This window comes from Actinokineospora diospyrosa (genome assembly GCF_024171925.1).
GTDB classification, from domain to species: domain Bacteria; phylum Actinomycetota; class Actinomycetes; order Mycobacteriales; family Pseudonocardiaceae; genus Actinokineospora; species Actinokineospora diospyrosa.
Genome location: NZ_JAMTCO010000003.1, coordinates 393,891 through 416,304 on the forward strand (window position 1 = coordinate 393,891; position 22,414 = coordinate 416,304).

General features: G+C 71.1%; 14 protein-coding genes. 3 read left to right on the forward strand and 11 right to left on the reverse strand.

The features are described 5' to 3' along the window. Positions 1-39: 39 nt before the first annotated feature. Genes LV75_RS06380 through LV75_RS34770 form a run of 3 tightly spaced genes read right to left on the reverse strand, consistent with a single transcriptional unit; the run spans position 40 to position 2,467 of the window. On the reverse strand, positions 40-1,131 hold the full coding sequence (locus tag LV75_RS06380) for a hypothetical protein (RefSeq protein ID WP_253885736.1): 1,092 nt from the start codon (positions 1,129-1,131) through the stop codon (positions 40-42). Continuing rightward, the gene (locus LV75_RS06385; RefSeq protein WP_253885738.1) at positions 1,128-1,340 is read right to left on the reverse strand and encodes a hypothetical protein; all 213 of its coding nucleotides are present in this window, start codon (positions 1,338-1,340) and stop codon (positions 1,128-1,130) included. The genes LV75_RS06380 and LV75_RS06385 overlap by 4 nt, the downstream gene beginning before the upstream one ends. Next, positions 1,337-2,467 (reverse strand): sensor histidine kinase, encoded by a 1,131-nt coding sequence (locus LV75_RS34770; protein ID WP_301318747.1) that lies wholly within the window; start codon positions 2,465-2,467, stop codon positions 1,337-1,339. Before LV75_RS34770 ends, LV75_RS06385 begins: the two co-directional genes overlap by 4 nt. 57 nt (positions 2,468-2,524) lie before the next feature. Between LV75_RS34770 and LV75_RS06395 the strand changes: the two genes are divergently transcribed. Then, a complete protein-coding gene (locus LV75_RS06395; RefSeq protein WP_253885740.1) occupies positions 2,525-2,896 on the forward strand; it encodes a hypothetical protein in 372 nt (123 codons plus the stop codon). A 57-nt stretch (positions 2,897-2,953) separates the two neighbouring features. Here LV75_RS06395 and LV75_RS06400 read toward each other — a convergent pair whose 3' ends face one another. The 3 genes from LV75_RS06400 to LV75_RS06410 form a co-directional block, all read right to left on the reverse strand. After that, the gene (locus tag LV75_RS06400) at positions 2,954-3,793 is read right to left on the reverse strand and encodes an ABC transporter permease (protein WP_253885742.1); all 840 of its coding nucleotides are present in this window, start codon (positions 3,791-3,793) and stop codon (positions 2,954-2,956) included. Next, complete coding sequence (locus LV75_RS06405; RefSeq protein ID WP_253885744.1) at positions 3,794-4,618, reverse strand: ABC transporter permease; 825 nt, start codon at positions 4,616-4,618, stop codon at positions 3,794-3,796. 61 nt (positions 4,619-4,679) lie between these two features. After that, positions 4,680-5,618: an ABC transporter ATP-binding protein gene (locus tag LV75_RS06410; protein WP_253885746.1), complete on the reverse strand. Its 939-nt coding sequence runs from the start codon at positions 5,616-5,618 to the stop codon at positions 4,680-4,682. 225 nt (positions 5,619-5,843) lie between these two features. Here LV75_RS06410 and LV75_RS06415 point away from each other — a divergent pair, with 225 nt between their 5' ends. Both LV75_RS06415 and LV75_RS06420 read left to right on the forward strand, forming a co-directional pair. Then, entirely contained in the window at positions 5,844-6,164 is a 321-nt protein-coding gene (locus tag LV75_RS06415; protein ID WP_253885748.1) for a hypothetical protein, read from the forward strand. Between the two features lie 57 nt (positions 6,165-6,221). Next, positions 6,222-6,965: an SDR family oxidoreductase gene (locus tag LV75_RS06420; protein ID WP_308210873.1), complete on the forward strand. Its 744-nt coding sequence runs from the start codon at positions 6,222-6,224 to the stop codon at positions 6,963-6,965. Here the strand turns inward: LV75_RS06420 and LV75_RS06425 are convergent. From LV75_RS06425 to LV75_RS06445, 5 genes are all read right to left on the reverse strand, one after another. After that, positions 6,962-8,671, reverse strand: a complete 1,710-nt coding sequence (locus tag LV75_RS06425; protein WP_253885749.1) for a carbamoyltransferase family protein — start codon at positions 8,669-8,671, stop codon at positions 6,962-6,964. The two genes, LV75_RS06420 and LV75_RS06425, sit on opposite strands and share 4 nt — an antisense overlap. A gap of 15 nt (positions 8,672-8,686) precedes the next feature. Then, positions 8,687-9,826, reverse strand: a complete 1,140-nt coding sequence (locus LV75_RS06430) for a glycine amidinotransferase (RefSeq protein WP_253885750.1) — start codon at positions 9,824-9,826, stop codon at positions 8,687-8,689. A gap of 132 nt (positions 9,827-9,958) precedes the next feature. Then, positions 9,959-10,984, reverse strand: coding sequence for an isopenicillin N synthase family dioxygenase (locus LV75_RS06435; RefSeq protein WP_253885751.1), 1,026 nt, complete (start codon positions 10,982-10,984; stop codon positions 9,959-9,961). Then, positions 10,981-16,635 (reverse strand): type I polyketide synthase, encoded by a 5,655-nt coding sequence (locus LV75_RS06440; RefSeq protein ID WP_253885753.1) that lies wholly within the window; start codon positions 16,633-16,635, stop codon positions 10,981-10,983. The genes LV75_RS06435 and LV75_RS06440 overlap by 4 nt, the downstream gene beginning before the upstream one ends. Then, on the reverse strand, positions 16,632-22,409 hold the full coding sequence (locus LV75_RS06445; protein WP_253885755.1) for an SDR family NAD(P)-dependent oxidoreductase: 5,778 nt from the start codon (positions 22,407-22,409) through the stop codon (positions 16,632-16,634). The genes LV75_RS06440 and LV75_RS06445 overlap by 4 nt, the downstream gene beginning before the upstream one ends. Between the last annotated feature and the right edge of the window lie 5 nt (positions 22,410-22,414).

Sequence of the window (22,414 nt, forward strand, 5' to 3'; positions counted from 1 at the left end):
AGCCTACGCAAGGGGGTGCGTGCGGGGGTGCGTTGTGGATCAGGCATCGGTCCACCTCGTCTCCAGCCACAACTGGTCGCCGTCGCGGTCGTGGGTCAGTTCCACCCCGCGCGGCTGGGTCAACCGCACCGGCGGCGCGTCCGCGACGACCGCGACCGCCACCTCGTCCTGGCTGGCCACCACGGTCACCCGCGCCACCGACCGCGCCGCGCTCAACCCCACGATCGGCGCCTCGGTCAACGCCCGGCGCAGGTCGACCGGCAGCCGCGGCACCGTGCCGACCACCGACAGCGACACCTGCACCCCGCGCCGCTCGGCGACGTCGGCACCGGCGCGCAACTCGTGCAGCAGCGGGTCCGGCACGTCGTCGGTCTCGGCCATCAGCCTGCGCAGCCGCGCCGCGCCCGCTGCGGCTCGGCGGCGGATCGCCGGATCGGCCGGGTCGGCACCCGCGGCGAGTTCAGCCAGCAACGTCGCGGTGGCCCGGTGCAGCTCCCGGTAGCGCTGCGCCCGGTCCTCGGCGACGGCCTCGGCCGCCGCTTGGCGCGCGGTGGCCTCGGTCCTGGCCGCCGAGTCGCGCGCGGCCCACCCGGCCGCGGTCCGCAGGCCGTGCGCGCTGACGCTGTAGCCCAGTTGCAGGGTGAACGCCCCGAGCAGCACCATGATCGCCCGCGAGATGTGCTGGCTCGACCCCACCCCGACCGCGACCATGCTGGCCACCAGCAACGCCGTGTCCAAGGCCAGGAACGCCACCAGGTGCGCCGCGCGGTGCCGCCAGAACACGATCACCGCCACCCAGCCGACCGCCCCCCACGCCCAGTTCGCCGGGAGGATCACCTGCGCGGGCGCGGCGAGCACGAGCAGCACGTCCACCGCCAGCGCCGCGACCCCCAGCGGCCACACCCACCGCCGGGAACCCCCGCACAGCAACAAGACCGCGCCAGCCACCCCGACCAGCAGGTACAACACCCACCCGGCCGCCGCCGCCCACTGTCTGGTGTAGACACCCCAGTTCACCACGGTGACAACGGAGTCGTACCCCAGGTGCCAGAACCCGGCGATCACCACCGCCGCCACCGTCGCGCCCCGCGCGTAGCGCTCCGCGACCACCACGCTCGGCTCAGCGGTCACGACGTCCTCTCCGGTGTGCGCGGCCGGGTCTCGTCGAGCACGGCGTTCACCACGGCCGCGGCGGTTGTGCCGCGGGAGTGGTGGTCGGTGACCACGGCGTTCGGTTCGGCGGTCACAGTGTTGCCTTCGGTGTGCGCGGCCGGGTCTCTTCGAATGCGGTGTTCGCGGTGGTTGTCGCCGTTGTGCTCGGCGAATGGCTCAACCGTCACGGTGTTGCCTCCGGTGGGGCGGGCCAGCGGAGGGTGACCGTGGTGCCGGAGTGGTCGGAGGTGATCTCGGCGTCGCCGTTGGCGGAGCGCATTCGGCCGATGATGCCCTCTCGGACGCCGTAGCGGTGGCGGGGGACGGTGGTGGGGTCGAAGCCGGGGCCGGTGTCGGTGATGGTGACCAGGACCGAGGTGTAGTCGGTCGCCAGCGACACCCGGGCACGCTCCACCCGGGTGTGCCGGGCGACGTTGGCCAGTGCCTGGGCGGCCGCCTCGGTGAAGGCGGCGGCGACGTGCACCGGGACCTTGCAGGGGACCAGGTCCACCTCGACATCGAGTTGCGCCTGGTCGGCCACGGCGCGCAACTGGTGGCGCAGGTCGACATCGATGTCCGGCTCGCCCGCGTCGATCGCACCCTCGACGATCGCCAGGTCCGCCGCCGCCCGCGCCCGCAACGCCGCGGACGTCGTGGTGATGCCGTCGGTGCCGATCGTCGTCAGCGTCGCGAGCACCGTGTCGTGCAGTTCCCGGTTGTGCGCCCGTTCGTCGGCCCGCCGCGCGCGCACCACCGCGGCCGCCCGCTCGGTCGCGCGCAACTCCTCGAGCGCGTCGTCGGCGACCCGGGCCGCCCGCCGCAGCACCGTCATCAGGGCGGCCGTCGCGGCGATCTGGATCAGGTGGATGCCCAGCGTGCCCAGCGCGCCGCCGTCCTGCCAGGCGCCCAGCGAGTGGGTCAGCGCGACCACCAGGCCAGCCGGGACGGCCAGCCGCGGCCGCCAGGCGATGCTGGCGACCACGATGGTCATCGAGGTCAGCCCGTCCACCCAACTCGCCCCGCCCAACCGCAGCCCCGGCGCGACCAGCCACGGCTGCAGCAGGCACAACGCGCTGGTCAGGGCGATGTCGACCAGCATCACCGAGGTGAGCACACCGCGCCGGACGGTGATCAGGGCGAACACCGCCGACCACAGCACGCTCACCCCGACCGCGGTCAGGACCACCGGCAGCGCCAGCGGCGGCGCCATCCCGGCGACCGCGGCCACCCCGCCGAGGACCGCCACCGCGCCCCGCATCGCCGCGCCCGCCAGCGCGGTGACCCGGTTCAGCGCCGCCCGGGCGTCCTCGGTCACGGGGGCTGCCACGCACGTGTGATCGACGGGTGCGCCGCCGCCGTTTCGCCCCCGCCAGTGTCCGCTGAACGGCTGACAGCCGAAGACGGGTCGTTCGCCCGGGTCCCCGCCCGGCTGTACTGGCCGGGTGGAATCGCACCGGAGAGGGCGGGCGCCGTGGTCACCGGGTACGAGGCGCTGATCATCAGCAGGCTCGCCACCGCGGTCGCCCGCCAGGGCGGGGCGGCGCTCGCCCGCCGTTTCGCCGCTGTCGCGCGCGACGGCGGCCTGGTCAGCGGCCTGTGGTGGCTGATAGCGGCGCTGCGCGGGGTCGCCGGGGTGACCGGCCTGGTCGCGGTGCTGCGCGGGCTGGTCGAGGCCGTCGAGAGCGGCGAGCCGCGCCAGGTCGTGCTGCGCACCATCGCCGTCATCGAGGCCGCCCGTCCCTAGTGGCGCGACCCAGAACGTCGACCACGTCTCGACCCGCCCGCGCCCTGAGCCGAGTCACTAGTTGAGCAGGAGCTTGCCGATGCGCCGCGACGTGCCGTAGAGGCCCGCCGCGGTCAGCGCCACCAGGTACGCCACGTGCCCGAGCATCGCCGGGCCCAGCACCCCGACCGAGAACCCCCTGGCCAACTCCACCCCGTGGTACAGCGGGGACAGTTCGGCGATGAGGCGCAACGGCAGCGGGTAGCGATCGACGGTGAAGAAGGTGCCGGAGAACAGGAACATCGGCACCACGATCAAGTGGATGTACTCGAATTGCGCCGACGACCGCAGCAGTGTCGCGCACACCATGCCCACCGCGGCGAACGCCATCGCCACCAACAACGCGACCGGCACCAGCAGCAACGCCCACGGCGTGGTGACCAGACCCATCACCGCCATCACCGCGAAGAACGCCACCGCGTACAGGCCGCTGCGCAGCACCGTCCAGGACAGCTCGCCCAGCGCGACGTCGTAGGTGCCGAGCGGGGTGGCCAGCACCGAGTCGTAGAGGCCGTCGAAGCGGAGCTTGTAGAACATGCTCATCGTCTCCGACACCGCGCCGTTCATCGCCGACGCGACCAACAACGCCGGGGCGACGTAGGCGACGTAGCTCAGCTGCACCCCGCCCGGCCCGGTCACCACCGGCACCAGCGACCCGAAGCCGATCTGGAACGCCAGCACGTAGAACAGCGGCTCGAAGATGCCCGACAGCAACACCATCCACGCCCGCGCGTACAGCAGCGCCGAGCGCTCGACCAACCGCCGCGCCAGCCCGGCGTAGCTGCCCGACGGCAACACCCGTTGCAGCACCGCGACCCGGCGGCCCGCGCCCGGGTATTCGTTGTCCACAACAGACATTCAGACCACCAGCCTGCGGCGGAAGCAGCGGCGCCCGACGGCGAGACCGAGGCCGAGCACGCCGAGCAGGACCGCGAGGTGCCCCAGGGCTGGCCACAGCCGCACCCCGCCGAGCGCGACACCGCGGGCGAGCTCGTTGCCGTGCCACAGCGGGGAGATCCAGGCCAGCGGCCGCACCGGTACCGGGAGCCGGTCGACCGGGAAGAACGTGCCCGCGAACAGCGTCATCGGCATGACCACGAACCGGTTCACCGCGGCGAACACGTGCCCGTCGCCCTTGGTGGTGGCCGCGAACGCCATCACCGGGGTCGCGCACGCCGCGCCAGCAAGGACCGCGATCGGCGCCACCAGCAGCGCCCCGGGGTTCGTCCACCCGCCGAGCAGCGCGGTGACCGCCAGGTACAGCACCGCGCCGAGGGTGAGCCGCGCGGTGATCCACACCAGTTCCGCGGCGAACAGCTGCCCCGGGCTGATCGGCGACGACGCGACCGCCCAGTAGTCCCGCTTCCACTTGAAACCGGACAGGATCGGCAACCCGGCCTCGGCGACCGCGATCGTGATCAGACCGCTGACCAGGACCGTCGGCGCCACGTAGGCCAGGTACGGCGCGCCGCCGGTCAGCGGGCCCGGTCGCACCTGCGAGCCGAACCCGAGACCCATGGCCGCGAGGAACAGGACCGGTTGCAGTCCCGAGGAGAGCAGGCTCGCCGTCCAGTGCCGCCGGTACCAGGTCCACTGGCCCTCCAGGCGCAGCGACACCGCCCGCCACGACCCGACGACCACGCCGGTGGCCGCCGCGGCCCGCCGTTCGACCGTCGCGGTCACTTGGTGGCCCGACCCGGGGCGCGGGCGGGTCGAGACGGGGTCGACGTCCTGGGGCGCGCCACTAGTCCACCAGCGTTCGGCCGGTGAGCCGGAGGAAGACGTCCTCCAGGGTGGACCGCCGCACCAGCGTCGAGGTCGGGCGCACGCCCCGGTCGTGGGCCCGGGTCGTCGCCGCGTCGCCGTCGGTCGTGTAGAGCAGCAGGCGATCGGGCAGGACCTCGACCCGCTCGGCCAGGTCGCGCACGGCGTCGACGGCGGCGTGCTGCTCGCCGGGGGCGAACCGCAACTCCAGCACCTCGCGGGTCGCGTGGCGCGCGATCAGCTCGGCGGGCGACCCCTCGGCGGCGATCTTGCCGCCGTCCATGACCACCAGCCGGTCGCAGAGCTGCTCGGCCTCGTCCATGTAGTGCGTCGTGATGATCAGCGTGACGCCGCTCTGCTTGAGCGCGAACAGCTTCTCCCACAACAGGTGCCGCGCCTGCGGGTCCAACCCGGTGGTCGGCTCGTCGAGCAGCAGCACCTCCGGGTCGTTGACCAGCGCGCGGGCGATGGTCAGCCGCCGCTTCATACCGCCGGAGAGCGGCTCGACGTCGTCGTCGGCGCGGTCGGTGAGCCGGGCGAAGTCGATGAGCTCGACCGCCTTCGCCCGCACCTGCTTGCGGGTCAGGCCGAAGTAGCGGCCGTAGACGTGCAAGTTCTGCCGGACGGTCAGTTCGCTGTCGAGGTTGTCCTGCTGGGGGACCACGCCGATGCGGGCGCGGATCGCGGGCCCGTGCGTGTCCGGGTCCATGCCGAGCACCCGCAGGTCGCCACCGCTGCGCGGGGACATGCAGGACACCATGCGCATGGTGGACGACTTACCTGCGCCATTCGGCCCAAGGAAGCCGAAAGCCTCGCCGGGGCGCACCTGGAAGTCGATGCCGCGGACCGCCTCGAACCCGGCGAAGCGCTTCACCAGGCCGCTCCCGGAGATGATCGGTGACCGGACCTGCGATCGCACGAACACCATCCTCTTCGGTTTGCGGTGACCGTCCCGACACTACCAGCGACCGACTCGCCCGGGCGAGGGTCGGTTACTCCCCCACCGCCGTTCGGACGCTGTACGATCCGACTGCCCGCCGTGATCCACTGTGTCCGTCCCTTGTGGACAGACAAGCCACCCGTGCGGGTGATGTGGTCCACCGTGGACGAACATTTGTTCGAGAACCGGGTTAGGGTGTCGGCCATGTACGACAACCGCCCCCCAGACATGGCAGTCCGTTACCGCGTGAGCAACATCGGTGAGCGGGTGGCCATCCTGCCCGCCACCTGCAAGGTCGGCACGCACTCCTTGGCGCGGGTCGGCTACCGCGCGCAGGCGAGCGAGCAGGAGGGCGTGGTCCGCGTCTCCTGCAACGCCTGCAACGAGGACGTCGACGTCGACCACTTCTGGGCGCTGACCCTGGTCGGCGTGCCACCGGCCCGCGTCGAGCTCGACGACCAGCCCTACGCCGACGTGGTGCCGGTGATGGTCGACCCGAGGGGGCGGGCGGCCCGCACCCCCTGACCGGCAGCTGCGGGCGCGGTCGGGCCGGGTGCGCGGCCGGGCTGGTACACAGGCGGCGTGCTGAACGGAAAACTCGCCCTGGTCACCGGTGTCAGCAGGCGGGCAGGCATCGGTCACGCGATCGCCCGCGGCCTCGCCGGGGTGGGCGCGGACCTGTTCCTGCACCACCACGCCGCGGCGGACCGGTCGTGGAGCCCCGACCCGGACGGCCCGGCGGCGCTCGCGGCCGAGCTGTCCGCCGCCCACCTCGGCCTCGACCTCACCGCGCCCGGCGCCCCGGAACAGCTCTTGGCCGCCGCGCCCGCCCACGTCGACATCCTTGTTTGCAACCACGCCCACAACGGCGACGACGGCCCGCTGGGCAGTCTGGACGCGGCCACCCTCGACACGCACTGGGCGGTCAACACCCGGTCCACCCTGCTGCTCGTGCAGGCCTTCGCCGCCCAGCACGACGGCCGGGCCGGGGGCCGGGTCGTGCTGATGACCTCGGGGCAGGGCCTGGGCCCGATGCCGAACGAGATCGCCTACGCCACCAGCAAGGCGGCCCTGTCCGGGATCACGCCCACCCTCGCCGACCACCTCGCGGACCGGGGGATCACCGTGAACGCGGTCAACCCCGGTCCGGTCGACACCGGCTGGCCGAGCCAGGAGCAGCGGGCGGGTCTGCTGCCCCGGTTCCCGGCCGGGCGGTGGGGGCGACCGGAGGACCCGGCCAAGCTCATCACCTGGCTGGTGGGGCCTGACGCCGAGTGGGTCACCGGCCAGGTGATCAACTCCGAGGGCGGGTTCCGCCGCCACTAGTGCTTGCGCACCAGGAACGGCCCGATCGCCAGGAAGTCGATCTCGGTCTTCAGGAACGTGTTCAGCGCGTCGCCCGGTGTGCAGATGATCGGTTCCTGGTCGTTGAACGAGGTGTTCAGCACCATGGGCACCCCGGTCAGCGCCGCGAACTCGGCGATGATCCGGTGGAACCGCGGGTTCGTCGACTCGTGCACGGCCTGGATCCGGCAGGTGTTGTCCACGTGCAGGACCGCGCCCATCTGGGCGTACTTCTCCGGTCGGGCTGGGTAGGCCATCAACATGTAGTCGCCCGCGCTGCTGGGTTTGCCGACCTCGAACCACTCGTCCACCGCCTCCGCGAGCACACTGGGCGCCAGCGGCCGGAAGTACTCCCGGTGCTTCACCTTGTGGTTCAACGTCTCCCGCATCGCCCGCTCCCGCGGGTCGCCGATGATGCTGCGGTTGCCCAGCGCGCGCGGCCCCAACTCCATCGCACCCTGGAACAGCCCGATCACCTGGCCCGCGGCCAGCAACCGCGCCACCTCGGCTTCGAAGTCGGCCGGTTGGGACACGACGAGCCCCGGGTGCTGGGCGAGCTCCTCGGCGATCTCCGCGTCGGAGAACGACGGCCCCCAGTAGGCGTGCGGCAGCTCCGGGGACCGCGGCTGCCCGAGCACGTGGTTCCACACGTGCAGCGCCGCCCCCACCGACAACCCGCCGTCGTGGGCCGCGGGCTGCACGTACAGCTCGGCGAACGGTGACCGCTCGAACGCGATCTGGTTCGCCACGCAGTTCAGCGCGACACCGCCCGCCAGGCACAGGCGCGACGAGCCGGTGAGCGCGTGCAGGTGGTTGGTCATGTGCAGCACCAACTCGTTCGTCTTCTCCTGCAGGGCGGCCGCGATGTCCTGGTGGACCTGGTCCAGGGCGGCGCCGCGGGGCCGGGGTTCGACACCGACGAGCTCGACCAGACCGGACGTGTCGGCCGACGGCGGGTAGTAGAGGATGTCGGCGAAGCGCAGCAGGTCGTGCGCCATGTCGAAGCCGCCGTCGGGGGTGGTCCAGGCCAGGCGGTCGAAGGCCGCGGCGAAGCGGGTCGGGTCGCCGTATGCGGCCAGGCCCATGACCTTGGCCGCGTCGTACACGCCGAATCCCAAGTAGACGGACACCAGTTCCCACAGGTAGCCGATGGACGCCGGGTAGCGCACGCTGTGGACGTGGTCGAGGGTGGTGCCGCTCGCGCGGTAGAAGCGGGTGGAGAACGCGTCGTCACCGAGGGCGTCGACCACCAGGACCGCGGCGTCGTCGAAGGGCGAGGCGAAGTAGGCCGACGCGGCGTGCGCGGTGTGGTGGGCCACCCAGTGGAACGACCCGGTGAAGCCGAGTTCGCTGAACCGCAGCGGGATGTCGGGCAGCTTGCCCAGGAACTCCTCCTGCTTCTCCCGGTTGTTCCACGGCGACGGCAGCCCCAGCCGCAGGACCTCGGCGATGATGTCCGGGTCGGCCGCGACCGTGACGTGGTCCACCTCGGCGAGGGTGATGCCCGCGGTGGCCAGGCAGAAGTCGATGGCGTTGCGCGGCAGCTCGTCCGGGTTGTCCGCGCGCGCCTCCTTGCCGTGCTTGACCCGGTTGAAGCGCTCCTCCTCCGCCGCCGCGAGCACGACCCCGTCGCGGACCAGGCAGGCCGACGACTCGTGGTAGACGGAGTTGACCCCGAGGATGTACATGGCGACCCCTTCCGGTCAGACCAGCGGCTGGTAGTCGGCGTGCGGGAAGTAGTCCTCCCCGGCCCCGGTGCGCCGCACGTCCCAGGTGGCGCAGTGCAGCGACCCGCCGTACTCGAACACGTTGCGGAACGGGACCGGGAACACCTCGAAGTCCAGCTTGTACAGCAGTTCCTGCAGCGGCTTCTCCTGCTGCTCGCAGATCACCTTGCCCGGGCCGATGCTGAGCACGTTCATCGACAGCCACTTCGACGACTGGCAGAACTCGGGCATCTCGTCGTTGCCCGTGGTCGGCTCGGGCGCGTCCACCAGCTCCCAGTCGTTGGCCAGGAACAGCTTTTCCTCACCATCGCGCAGCGGGCGGTCCGGGTTGGTCAGCACCAGGCCGGGGCGCAGCGGCACGAACGTGCAGTCGATGTGGGAGGGGAAGAAGTCCAGCGGGAAGTGCACCGGGCGCACCCGGAACCCCTTGGGCTCCAGGTGCCGCTTGAGCCAGGTGATGCCCGCCCGGTTGGTGGTCATCGACTCCTGCACCACGATGTCGCGGCCGAACCGGCTCATGTCCGCGGCGTCGAAGACGACCTCGTCCTGGGTGACGCAGAACTCGAAGGAGTGCATCCTGGCGTGCCGCTCGGCCAGCGGGACGTCCCAGAACTCCTCGCGGTACATCTTGTCGGCCATCGACGGCTTCGGCGCGGTCGTCCACACCACCCGCGGGTCGGCGTTCCAGTACTCGTACACCAGTTCCCGGTAGGGCTGGTACTCGAAGTAGCGGGCCCGCCGCGACATCGGCGCCTCGATGATCTCGTTGCCGATGGTGATCATCACGTCCCGCGGGCACACCGCGCAGTACTGGTTGGCCGCGGCGAAGTCGGGCGTGCGCACCGGCCGGGCGAAGTCGTGCGGGGCGGGCCTGCGCACCCGCACGCCCTCGGATTCCAGCACCGACACCAGCCCGGCCAGCTCCTCGTTGGCCAGCTCGACCGCCCCGGCCGACTTGGGGCCGGTCGGGAACGGGGTGCCGGGCTGGTTGCGGACCTGCGGCCGGTTCCCCGGCTCGGTCGGCTCGAAGTGCGCCCCGTCGGCCGACCCGACGACGATCTCCTCCAGCGGGTCCCACTCGTTCCACGAATTGACCACTTCGGACACTTGCTGCATGCGGCGCCTGCTTTCAGTGTGCGGAAAGGGATAGCGGGTTAGTGCATGCCAGGTGATTGCGCTGTCCTGGCGGTGTCAAGCCGGGAACGATGCCGGGCGGGGAAGAGGGGGTGGGTGGTGGGAGGAATGGACTCAGTCATACGCTTTGGCGAAGAGGTCGACCACGTACGGACCGAACTCGCACGGCTCGTAGCGCGGCGGGTTGTCGGTGTCGACGCACTGCGGCAGCGGGGCGACCACCGCGTCGAAGCGCGGTTCGAAGAAGAACGGGATGGAGTAGCGGTCGCTGGTGCCCGGGATCTGCACCCGGTGCCAGGTCGCCTGGTAGCGGTCGTTGGTCCAGCGCTGCATCATCAGCCCGATGTTGACCAGGAACGTCCCGGGGATGTGCGGGGCGGCGATCCACTCGCCCCCGGCGTTGCGCACCTCGAGGCCGCCGACACCGTCCTGTTGCAACACGGCGAGGAAGCCGTAGTCCACGTGCGCGCCGAACCCCAGTTCGGTCTGGTCGATGGTGACGCCGTCCGGCGCGTGCGGGTGGGCTTCCCGGCTGAACGGCGGGTAGTGCACCATCCGCAGGTCGCTGAGCTCGGCGCCCTCGAACTGGGCGAAGAAGTGCTCGTCGAGGCCGAGGCTCAGTGCCATCCCGGCGGCGATGCGCGCGCTCAGCGCCCACATCTGGTCCCACGAGCGCATCATCACCGCCCGGAACCACGGCAGGTCCGACGGCCACTGCTCCGGGTCGTCGAGCGGGTGCTGGTCGCGCAGCGCCCGCACGGCGGCGGCGCTGGTGGCGTCCCGGCCCCACTTCGGTTGCAGGTCAAGGCATTCGTGCCAGTCGGTCTTGCCCGCGGTGACCTCGCCGCCGAGCGGGACGAAGCCGCGGAACTGGTCGGTCGTCCCGCCGAGCCGGATCTTCATCTTCGCCGCCAGCGGCAGCTCGAAGAACGCCTTCGCGGCGGCGAACATCTCGGCGCTGTCGGCCGGGGCCACGCCGTGGTTGGTGACGTAGAAGAAGCCGATGTCCCGGCAGGCCGCGCCGATCTCGTCGACCACCCGCCGCCGGGCGGTCGGATCGGGGTCCGCGCTGACCAGCGCGCCGATGTCGATCACCGGGACCTCGGTGAACGCGGTGTGGTTGTCCACGGTGTGGCTCATCGGGGGTCTCCTGGGGTGGGCAGCCGGTCCAGCGGGAGGTCCGGGTCCGCCAGCGCCGCCAGCAACGCCAGGTAGTGCTCGCACCACCGGCGCGCGGTGGCCGCGTCGAACGAGTCGGCCCGGTAGTCGCAGTCGAACCGGATCCCGCGGTCGGTCTCGATGCCGTCGATCCGGAAGTCGACCAGCGCGAACCGGGCGGGGACCGGCTCGAACTGCCCGGCTAGCCCGGCGAACTCGGGGACCGGTATGGACCTGTCCAGGTTGAACACCGTCCGCAGCGGCGCCGGGTAGTCGCCGCCGGGTTTCCAGCTGGTGAACGGCACGTCTTGGTTCTCGAACGCGGCCAGCACTGTCTCCCGGATCTGTCGCAGGTATCCGCCCACGGTGAGACCGGGCGACAGGGTGCTGCGGATCGGCAGGAAGTGGGCGCAGTAGCCGACGATCGAGCCGCTTCCGGGGAATCCGCGGCCCGCTTGTGGCACGCCGATGACGATGTCGTCTTGGCCGGTGACCTGGTGGGTGAGCAGCCCGTACCCGGCAAGCAACGCCATGAACAGCGTTGCCTTTGCCGTCTTCCCCGCCTCTTTGACAGCCTCGACACCGTCGAGTTCGAAGGTGATCCGCTCACCCCGCCGGGACGTCGATGGCGTGTCTGTGGGGAACGCGGTGTCCGGGAACCCGTCGGCGAACCGCTCGGTCCAGTATCGCTCCTGAGTGGACAGATCGCGCGGGTGCTCGACGAAATCCCGGTACTGCAGCGGTTCGGGCAGTTCCGCCTGGTTACCCGAGTACGCGGCCGCCAGCTCTTCCAAGATCACTGCCATCGACCACCCGTCGCAGACCGAGTGGTGGGCCACCACCGCCAGGTGCCGCCCCGCCAGCACCGCGACCCGCACCAGCGGCCCGGTAGCGAGGTCGAACGGCTCGATCCGGTCCCACCAACCGAGGTCGGCGACCTCCACCGGCACATCGACCGACGGCAGCACCACCGCCTCAGCGCCGCGGAACACCGTCCGCAGCGCCTCGTGCCGGGAGGTCACGACGCGAACGGCCGCCCGCAGCGACTCCAGGTCCGGTTCGCCGCTGAGCAGGATGCTCTCGGCGACGGTCCACGACGGCAACGCCAGCACGGCCCGCTGCTCGTCCCCGACCGGTGCGACGGCGTTCGGCAGGAACCCGCCTTCGCGCATCGCGGCCACGGCCTCGCGAGCCGCGGTGATGATCGCCTCGATGTCGTCGTCGGTGTGCGCGGTCGACAGGAAGCAGGTCCTGCCCTCCCACAGGTAGACGCCCCGGGTGAGCAGGTGGAAGTGGAAGACCTCGATCTCCAGCGGCTGGTGGGCGTAGCTGGCGTTGCCCTTCCAGGCGAACCGGAACACCGACGCGAACCGCAGCACCCGGATCGGCACGGCCTCCGCCTGGAACAGCGCGTTCAGCGCGGCGGCCAGCCGCTCGGTCCGGTCGTTGAGCCGCCGCTGCAGCTCGGGGCCCTGGTCGCGCAGGTGCCGCAGCACGGCCCGGGTGCTGGCCATGGCGTACGGGTGCATCTCGAACGTGCTGCCGATGTAGGTCTTCTGGCTGTTCGGGTCCGGCCCGGGGCCGTCGACCCAGTCGCCGCCGTCGACCTGGTCGAGGAACTCGGCCTTGCCCGCGACGACGCTCACCGGCAGGCCGCCGCCGACGACCTTGCCGTAGGTGGCGATGTCGGCCCGCACCCCGAAGTGCGCCTGGGCGCCGCCGGGGTGCACCCGGAAGCCGGTGATCACCTCGTCGAAGATCAGCGGGATCCCCAGCCGGGTGGTCAACGCGCGCAGGTCGCGCAGGAACGCCTCCGGCTGCAACGTCGGGTTGCGGCTCTGCACCGGTTCGACGAGGACACCCGCCAGGTCGTCCGCGTGCGCCTCGATGGTCTGCAATGCCGCCGCGGAACCGTAGGTGAGCACGAGTGCGTCGGCCGCTGCGCTTGGTGCGATGCCGGGTGCCATGGGGACGGACTGCTCGGGGTCGCCGAGGACGTCCGGCAGCGCAAGAACCCTGTCGTCCTGGCCGTGGTAAGAGCCGGAGAACATCGCGAATCGACTCTTACCGGTCTTAGCCTGCGCGATCCGCAACGCTCCACGCACGGCGTCGCTACCGGTCACAGCGAAGAACATCCGCTCCATGCCGGTCAGCTCGCGCACCAGCTCGGCCACCTCGTCGGCGAGGTCGGTGATCGGGCCCAGTTGCAAGCCCATGCCGACCCGTTCGGTGACCGCAGCGGTGACGAACTCCGGGTCGTGGCCGAACAGCAGCACCCCGACGCCCATCGCGATGTCGACGTAGGAGTTGCCATCGATGTCGCTGAACCGGGCGCCGTGGCCGCGGTCGGCGATGATCGGGTACGACACCGACCTGGTCTCGGGTCGCACCGACCGCATCCGGGTGTCGGCCCGCACGCCCCGGTGCTCGGCCGCTCTGGCCAGCGATCCAGCCGTGCGCTTCTTGTGCGTGGCCAGCAGGTCGTCGAGGTGGTGGCGCTGGCGCTCGGTCAGCTCCCGCACCGGCGCGGGCGCCTGTTTCGGTGCCGCCGCCGCCGGGCGGGGTGCTCGCGCGCCGCCGCCGAGGATGTCGAGCTGGCGGGACATGATCTCCAGCTGGGCCGCCATGAGCGCCTTGACGTCATCGCCGCCGGGCACCAGCGCGCCGCCCGGCGCCTGCGGTGCGACGGGTATCGCGGGGGTCGACAGGGCAGGTCGCGCGGCAGGCGGCGCGACCTCGGCCAGGTGGGCGGCGACGGCCTCGACCGTGTCCAGGTCGTCGAACAGTTGCCCGACGGTCAACGTGACGCCGTACCGGTCGATGATGTCCTGGATCAGCTTGGCGATCAGCAGCGAATCGGCCCCCAGGTCGACGAACGTCGTGCGCGGCGGCAGCTCCGCCAGCTCCAGGCCCGCGCCGAGCCGGTCCCGCAGGTCGTCGAGGATCGAGTCGCTCTGCGCGGGTGGCGTGCGCACGGGGTGCTCCTCCTGGGGCTGTCCGCTGAACCAGTGCCGTTCCCGCTGGAACGGGTAAGTCGGCACGGGGATCCGCCTGAGGGGGAAGGGCTTGTCGAAGGCGGCCCAGTCGAGGTCGACCCCGGCCGCGTAGAGCTCGGCGACGCTCTGCAAGACCTGCTTCCAGTCGTCGCGGCCCTCCCACAGCGAGGACAGCCACCGCACCGGCTGCCCCCGCCAGCTCTGCCTGCCCAGCAGTTGCAGCACCGGCTGCGGCCCGACCTCCAGTACGACCTGGCAGCCTTCGCCCGCCAGCGTCGCCATGCCATCGGCGAACAAGACCGCTTCGCGAGTGTGCCTACGCCAGTGCTCAGCGTCGATCGCGTCGACTACGCCGCCAGTGACGTTGGAGATCATCCGCACGGTTGGCGCGCGATAGGTGACCTGTTCGGCAGCTAGCACGAGCTCCGGCAGCACAGCGTCGACCAGAGGCGAGTGCGGCGCGTGCGGGATCTTCAGCGGCCGACCGTCCAGCCCAGCTTCCTTCGCCGCGGCCAATGTGGCTGCGACCGCGTCCGCGGCCCCCGCGATCAGGGTCTCCCGCGGACCGTTGACCCCAGCCACTCCGACCAGGTCAGTGAGTAGCGGCTCGACCTCTTCGCGTGGCGCCAGTACGGCAGCGGTAGCGCCACCGGACGTGGCTTCCTCGATCAGTCGGGCTCGACGGGTGAGGAGGGCAAGGGCGTCTTCCAGGTCGAGGAACCCGGCGACGCAGGCGGCGGCGAACTCGCCGGTGCTGTGGCCCATAACCACGTGCGGGCGCACACCCCACGACTCCCACAACCGGGTCAGCGCGTACTCCAACGCGAAGATCGCCGGTTGCGCGTAAGAGGTGCGGTCGATGAGGCCGGTGGTGTCGGAATAGAGGATGTCGAGCAGCGGGACGTCGTGCGTGCGCAGGATCTTGTCGCAGCGGGTCAACGCCTCCCTGAAGACCGGGTGGGTGTCGAAGAGGTCCTTGCCCATACCGGCGTACTGCGACCCCTGACCGGTGAACAGGAATGCCACGCGTGGAGGCTCGTCAGCTTGCCCGCAGGCGGTAGGCCTACCTTCAGCGAACCGAGCCAACGCCTTCACGGCTTCCGTGCCGGTGGACGCGGTGATCGCCAGCCGGTGGACGAACTTGGTGCGCCCGGTCGCGACTGTGTGGAAGTAGTCGGCAACCTCGCCAACATCTTCCAGCGCGTTCGCGTGGCGAGCGGCTAGATCTCGTAAGGCCTCAGGCGACCGCGCTGACAACGGTAGGACGTGCCGAGGCCGGTCGGGCCCATCCACCGCGGCTGGTGCGGGTGCGGCGGTAAGGACCACGTGCGCGTTGGTGCCGCTGAAACCGAACGAGCTGACCCCTGCGGCAGAGGTACCTATAGGCCACGGCGTCAATTGCGTCGGTACGGCTACCGCGTCCCACGCGATGTGTGGGTTCGGTTGGTGGAAGTTCCGGTTCGGCGGGATCTCGCCTCGGCTCAGAGTGAGGACGGCCTTGATCAGCCCGGCGGCACCGGCAGCGGCCTCTAGGTGGCCGATGTTGGTCTTCGCCGCGCCCAACAGCACCGGGTTTGACCTACCTGCGAACACCGCGCTCAACGCGCCGACCTCAACCGGATCACCTAGCTGCGTCCCAGTGCCATGCGTCTCGACATAGCCGACAGCCGATGGCTCTACCCGGGCGTCGGCGAGCGCAGCGCGGATGACTTCCTGCTGAGCAGGACCGTTGGGGGCGGTAAGACCATTGGTGCGGCCGTCTTGGTTGACTGCGGTACCTCGGATCACCGCGCGAATGGGGTCGCCAGCCGCGATAGCGTCATCGAGCCGTTTGAGCACGACGACCCCGGCACCTTCACCGCGCCCGTACCCGTCAGCGGCAGCGTCGAACGTCTTACAACGCCCATCAGCAGCGAGCGCGTTGCCATCGGCGAAGGCCACGAACGCGTCCGGCGACACCATCAGGCTCACCCCGCCCGCCAACGCCACGTCAGACTCGCCGCGCCGCAGGCTCGCGACCGCCAAGTGCACCGCCACCAGAGCCGACGAGCACGCCGTGTCCAGCGCAAGGTTCGGCCCGCGCAACCCGAGCAGGTAGGACAGCCGACCACTCGCGACGCTCAAGGCGTTGCCGGTCAGATCGTGCATCTGGACCGGCCCACCGGCCTTCGCACGCATCACCGGCAGGTACTCGGCCTCCGAGATGCCGACGAACACCCCGGTACGGCTACCGGCCAACGACCGCGGATCACGCCCGGAGTCCTCTAGCGCCTCCCACGCGACCTCCAACAACAGGCGCTGCTGCGGGTCTATATGCCGAGCCTCGCGCGGGGAGATGCCGAAGAACGCCGGATCGAACCCAGCGATGTCGTCGAGGAACCCGCCCCGCTCGGTTCCGTTGTCCCATCGGTCGGCAGGCACGGTGGAGATAGCCTCGCCGCCAGCGCGCAGCAGCTCCCAATACGCATCCGGGCTCGGCGCACCGGGGAAGCGGCAACCAAGGCCAACCACGGCGATAGGCGAGTCAGCCGCCTCCAACTCCCGGACCCGCCCTTGCAACGTCCGAATCGCCGACAACGCCCTCTGCAGCCGCTGCTGGTCCGCCTCCCCGGAATTAGCGGTAGGTAGATGGCTCATCGGTCGGCCTCCCCGAGATCAATGAACTCGTCCAGCAGGGCGTCCAGTTCGGCGCGGGGGTCGGCGCCCAGGCCGAGGAGGCCGGCGAGGTGGTCGCACAGGCCGCCCACGGTGGGGTAGTCGAACGCCACGGTCGCGCCCAGCGGCACGTCCAGGTCGCGCTGTAGGCGGTTGCGCAGCTCCACGACCATCAGCGAGTCCATGCCCAGCTCGGTGAATGCCGACCCAGGATCGATCCGGTAGCCCGGCGGCAGCCCCAACAGTCGCACCAGCTCCCGGGTCAGGTGCTCCACCAGGCCCGCGAGGTCTTCGGGGCGCGAGTGGACAGGCGACTCCACCGCGGCGGGTGTTGCCGTCCGTGGCATCACCGCCAGCTGCGCGGTGGGAGCACCGAGGAGGCTGGCAGCGGCGTCGACTCCCTCGGCGGGTGGGATGCCGCCCGCGCCCAACCGGGCGGCCATGCCGATCTCCGACCACGAATCCCAGTTGATCGACAGCCCGGCCTTGCCCTCGGCCCGCCTGCGGGCGGCGAGACCGTCGAGGAAAGCGTTTGCGGCTGCGTAGTTGCCTTGGCCGCCGTCGTCGAGCAGGGCGGCGACCGAGGAGTACGCGACGAAGAAGTCCAGCTCCCCGGCGAGCTCGTGCAGGTGCCAGGCCGCATCGACCTTCGGGGCCAGCACGGCGTGGAACCGCTCGGCGCTCTGGTGGGCGAGGATCCCGTCGTCCAGGACACCGGCGGCGTGGACAACACCCCGCAGCGGCCCGTGCTCGGCGAGGATCCGCTCGACGGTCGCCCGGTCGCTGAGGTCGCCGGGCCGCACGTGGACCCGGGCGCTGATCTCCGCGATCGCGCCTGCCTGCTCCGGCGTCGGTTCGCTCCGGCTGGTCAGCACGATCGTCCCGGCGCCGCGCTCGGCCAACTCGTGCGCCGTCCGCAGACCGAGCGCGCCCAGACCGCCAGTGACCAGGTAAGTCCCGTCCGCGCGGAGCCGGACCGGGCGGTCGAAGGTGAGCACGACCTTGCCGATGTGCCGGGCCCGCTGCATGAACGTGTACGCCGCCACCGCCTCGGTCCGGGGGAACGGCGTCGCGGGCAGCGGCCGCAGGGTGCCGTCGGCGAACCCGGCCGCGACTTCGGCGAACAGCCGCGGGATCAGCTCCGGGTCCTGCTCGCCTTCGTCGCCCAGGTCGAACGGCAGGTACTCCACGTCCAGGTCCGGCCGCAGGTCCAACTTGCCCATCTCGACGAACCGGCCGCCCTCGGCGAGCACGGACAGGCTCGCGTCGATGAACTCGCCGGTCAGGCTGTTGAGCACGACGTCAACCGGGGCGGTGGACTCGGCGAACGCGGTCGTGCGCGAGTCGTGCACCTCCTGGACCCCCATCGCCCGCACGTAGTCCTGTTTGGACTTGCTGGCTGTCGCGACCACCTCGGCACCGATGGCGAGCGCGATCTGCACCGCCGCCTGCCCGACACCGCCCGCCGCGGCGTGGATCAGCACCCGCTCACCTGGTCGCAACTCGGCCAACTTGACCAGCGCGTACTGGGCGGTGAGGAACGCGAGCGGGATCGTGGCGCCTTGGGTCACCGTGAGGCCCGCGGGGAGCGCGGCCGCGTACCCGGCGGACACCGTGACGTAGTCGGCGAAGCCGCCCTCGACCATGGCGATCACCCGGTCGCCGGGGGAGAACTCGGTCACTCCGTGGCCGACCGCGACCACGGTTCCTGCGCACTCGAACCCCAACGGCACGTCGGCCGCCCGGGCGGCGTAGCCCATCATGCCCAGGGACACCAACACATCCCGGAAGTTCACCCCCGCCGCCGCGACCTCGATCTCGATCTCCCCGCGACCGGGCTCACGGCGGGTCAGCGTCGCGGTCCGCAGGTCCTCCGGTGAGCCGTAGGAGTCCAGCGCCAGCCGGATCGGCTTGCCTGAGGTGTCCACTGTGGTCTTGCGCAGGAGGGGGACGTGGTTGACGCCATCGCGGACGGCGTTGTGCGGGTGTGTGGTGTTGAGGTGGCTCGGGTCGTATGAGTCGACGTCGATGGTGGTCGTGCGCAGCTCGGGGTGCTCGGCGACGATGGCGTGGGTCAGGCCCCACAGCGCGGTGTGCGCGGGATCGGGGAGGTCGCCGGGCGCCACCGCTTGGGCGTTGCGGGTGATGACGTACAAGCGCGGCGGTCGCGGCAGCCGGATTAGGTTCTGTACCAGGGTGAGCAGCTCGGTGGTCAGGTGGTGTGCGGCATTCACCTTGTCAGGACTGGATTCCGCGATGTAGACGACCGAGTCCGCATCCTCGACCGGGTGGTGCACGTCGTCAACCACCAGAACCCGGCCGGGCGAGGCGTGCTCACCGGGCATGGGCTCCCAGTGGATCTCCCGCAGCCAGTCGGTCCAGGTGTGGATCAGCGTGGGCCGGTCCTCAAACCCCACGACCTGGCCCACCGGCGCGCCTTCGGCGTCGAGCAGGTCGATGTCCCACCAGTCCCCGAACCGGGTGGCGTGCACCCACCGCGCCCGGGTGTCGACGTCCGAACCGAGCCACAGCCGCCGGACCGCGAACGGCACCCGCGCGCCCTGCTCGGTGTTCAGGGCCTCCGTCGCCTGGAACAGGGCGTCGAGCAGGCCGGGGTGCGCGGGAGCGACCTTCCGCGTGCCGGGCGGCCTGGCCACCGCCGCCAGAACCTCGTTGTGTCCGGTGTGCACCTCGGTCAACCAGCGGAACCTCGGCCCCAGCTCGATTCCGTTGTCCGCCAGTCGTTGGTACAGCGCGTCTGCGTCGACCCGCGTGGCTATCCTCGCGCGCAGCTCCTCCAGCGGCTCGGGCTCGTCCGGCGTGCCGGACCCGATGGTGCCCACCGCGTGGATGGGGGCCGTGTCGTCATCCTCGGGCACGCTGATCAGCTGGAAGTCGCTTCCGGTCACCTCGATCTGGACCGTTCGCGGCAGTACCAATGGTTCCGGGAAGACCACGTTCTCCAGGAAGACCTCACCAGCCGCCAGGACGTCCACCGCGCTCGCCACCATCGCCAGGTGCGCCGCGGCGGGAGACACGACCCGGCCGCCCACCCGGTGTTCGGCGAAGAAGCCGGTCGCGTCCAGCTCGGTCTGGAAGACCGTCGACCGGTGCGTAGGCAACCGGAGTCGCACGTCCAGCAACGGCCGGACCCGATCTTTGGTCGGTGCCACGTCGATCCAGTGCCGGTCCCGCTGGAACGGGTAGGCCGGGATGGCGACCTTCCGGCCACTATCCACAGCGGACCAGTCGATCGCGACGCCAAGCAGGTGCAGTGCTGCGGCGGTGGTCAACGGTTCCGCCCTGCCACGGCCGGGCCGCATGCTGGGCAGCGGCACCGCGTCCGGCACGGTGACCTGCGCAGACGCCAGCAGCACCGGCTTCGGACCGATCTCGACGAACACCTGCGCGCCCGCCGCGCGAACGGCGTCGGCGAACCGCACCGGCTCCAGTGCGTGCCGCACCCAGTAGTCGGGATCTGAGAGGTCCTCGACGACCGCGCCGGTCAGGTCCGAGACCACGGTGATCTTCGGGTCGGTGAAGGTGATGCGCCGCGCTGCCGCACGCAGGCCATCGGCGATCGGTGCCATCAGCGGCGAGTGGAAAGCGTGCGACACCGGAAGGTGCTTTCCCTCGACACCCAGATCGCTGAGCACGGCCGCGACTTGGCCCCGTTCTCCCGAAATCACGACCTCGCCCGGCGCGTTCACCGCAGCGACCGCTACCAGGTCGAACCGGGCCACCACCGCCGCGACCTCGTCCTCGGGCGCGCGAATCGCGACCATCACGCCACTCGGCTGGGCCTGCATCAGCCGCGCCCGCTCGGTGACGAACGCCATCCCGTCGGCCAGGCTGAACACACCCGCTACACAAGCCGCGACGATCCCGCCGACACTGTGCCCGAGCACGACATCCGGTCGGACGCCCCACGACTGCCACATCCGGGCCAGGGCGTACTCGACGACGAACAGCGCGGGCTGCGTGGTCGCGGTCTGGTCCAGGTCACGGCCCTCGAACAGCGGCGGCTCACCGAGAGCCTCCGCGCAGTCCAGGACCGCTTGGCGGAACGCGGGTTCGGTCTCGAACAGGTCCCGCCCCATGCCCGCGTACTGCGCCCCCTGGCCGGAGAACAGGAACGCGACCTTCGGCGGTGTCCGATGGGTCGGCACGTGTCCGGTGGGCGCGCCCGCGCGCAGCCGTTCGGCCAACTCCGCGCTGGTGGCGCCGACGACGGCCAGTCGGTGCTCGTGGTGGTCGCGGCCGGTGTTGGCGGTGAAGCAGACATCCGCTGTCGAGTGGGCCGTGTCGAGGAAGGCCGCCATCTCGGCGATCGCGTCGGCGAGTGCCTGCCCGGTTCGACCGGACAAGGTCAGCACTCGTGGACGGTCTGGACTGTCCTCTGTGGTCTGCTCTGGAGCGGCTGCGAGGACGATGTGCGAGTTCGTGCCGCTCATGCCGAACGAGCTGACCCCGGCGACGTGGCGCGCGTCCCACGGTGTCGACTTGGTCGGTACCTCAAATGGCAGCCGTGCCCAGTCCACGTGCGGGGTCGGGGTGGTGAAGTGCAGGTTCGGCGGGATCGTGCCGTGCCGCAACGCCAACACGGTCTTGATCACGCCCGCGATGCCCGCCGCGCCCTCGGCGTGCCCGATGTTGCTCTTGACCGCGCCCAGCACCACCGGGTGCGCGTTCCCGCCGAACACCGTGCCCAGCGCGCTGATCTCGATCGGGTCACCCAGGGCGGTCCCGGTGCCGTGCGCCTCGACGTAGCCGACCGCGCTCGGCTCGACCTCGGCGTCGCGCAACGCGGCGCGGATCAGCGCCACCTGTGCGCTCTCGTTCGGCACGGTGAACCCGCTCGCCGGGCCGTCGTGGTTCACCGCAGACCCGCGGATCACCGCCAGCACGGTGTCGTTGTCGCGCTGGGCGTCGGAGAGTCGCTTGAGGACGATCATCCCGCAGCCCTCGCTCCGGCCGAACCCGTCGGCGGACGCGTCGAACGCCTTGCAGCGGCCGTCCGGTGACAACGCACGGGTTCTGGCCAGCGACAACGACGTCGTCGGTGCCAACCGCAGGTGCACGCCGCCCGCCAACGCGTGGTCGCACTCGCCCAGCCGCAAGGCACTCACCGCTTGGTGGATCGCGACCAGCGAACTCGAACACCCGGTGTCGACGGCGATGTTCGGGCCCTGGAAGCCGAACACGTGCGAGATCCGACCGGACGCGAAGCAGAACCCGGTGCCGGTCGCGTCGTAGTGCTCCAACTCGCCCGCGCTCTCGACCAACCGCGCGTAGTCGTTCTCCGCGATGCCCACGAACACGCCGGTTCGGGTGCGCCGCAGGGACCTCGGTGGGATCGCGGCGTCTTCCAGCGCGTGCTGGCTCACCTCCAGCAGCAGGCGGTGCTGCGGGTCCAGCCGCGCGGCCTCCTTGGGGGAGATGCCGAAGAACAGCGGGTCGAAGCGGTCGACGCCGCGGATGAACCCGCCGTGGCGGGCGTAGATCGAGCCGGGGGTGTCCGGATCCGGGTCGTAGTAGGCGTCGGCGTCCCAGCGGTCCGGCGGGACCTCGGTGATCGCGTCGACCCCGTCGCGCAGCAGGTCCCAGAAGGCCGCTACCGAGTCCGCGCCGGGGAACCGGCACGCCATGCCGATCACCGCGATCGGCTCGCGCGCGCGGGCCAGCCTGCCCTCGAGCTGGTCGATCACCCGCACCGACCGGCGCAGTGCGGTGACCAACTCGTCGGTTCCGGACACGTCTG

Coding starts and splice junctions, on each gene's coding strand:
- LV75_RS06400 (WP_253885742.1), bottom strand. CDS start 3,793: ATGTCTGTTGTGGACAACGAATACCCGGGCGCGGGCCGCCGGGTCGCG.
- LV75_RS06415 (WP_253885748.1), top strand. CDS start 5,844: ATGTACGACAACCGCCCCCCAGACATGGCAGTCCGTTACCGCGTGAGC.
- LV75_RS06425 (WP_253885749.1), bottom strand. CDS start 8,671: ATGTACATCCTCGGGGTCAACTCCGTCTACCACGAGTCGTCGGCCTGC.
- LV75_RS06430 (WP_253885750.1), bottom strand. CDS start 9,826: ATGCAGCAAGTGTCCGAAGTGGTCAATTCGTGGAACGAGTGGGACCCG.
- LV75_RS06435 (WP_253885751.1), bottom strand. CDS start 10,984: ATGAGCCACACCGTGGACAACCACACCGCGTTCACCGAGGTCCCGGTG.
- LV75_RS06440 (WP_253885753.1), bottom strand. CDS start 16,635: ATGAGCCATCTACCTACCGCTAATTCCGGGGAGGCGGACCAGCAGCGG.